This is a genomic window from Shewanella sp. CAL98-MNA-CIBAN-0140 (assembly GCF_040309905.1).
Lineage (GTDB): Bacteria > Pseudomonadota > Gammaproteobacteria > Enterobacterales > Shewanellaceae > Shewanella > Shewanella psychromarinicola.
In genome coordinates, this window is the sequence record NZ_JBEOPI010000139.1 from 1 (window position 1) to 280 (window position 280).

General features: G+C 37.1%; 1 protein-coding gene. It reads left to right on the forward strand.

The features are described from left to right. Window positions 1–280, forward strand: a 280-nt coding sequence (locus AAEY93_RS20485; RefSeq protein ID WP_351079476.1) for a hypothetical protein, incomplete at both ends; no start/stop codon positions are given.

Below are 280 nucleotides of genomic sequence, written 5' to 3' on the forward strand. Positions count from 1 at the left end.
GTTGTTACCACTTATCAAGCGTTTAATCTTAGATAAAAAACCTAAAATAGGTAGGGGTAAAATAACAGTAGCAGGCTCTACTCTAATATTTATATCAATGTTATTTATCCCAACAGATGACCAGACAGCAACCAATGAACCAGTAACTACAGAAACAGAGGTTGATACTGTAAAGCCTGAACCCACTCCAGAACCTGAAGTTGAGAAACTGCCTGAATATAAAATTGTAGAAGATACGGTTAAGGGCGATATTAAACGTACTGTAGAAGTGGAGCTATCG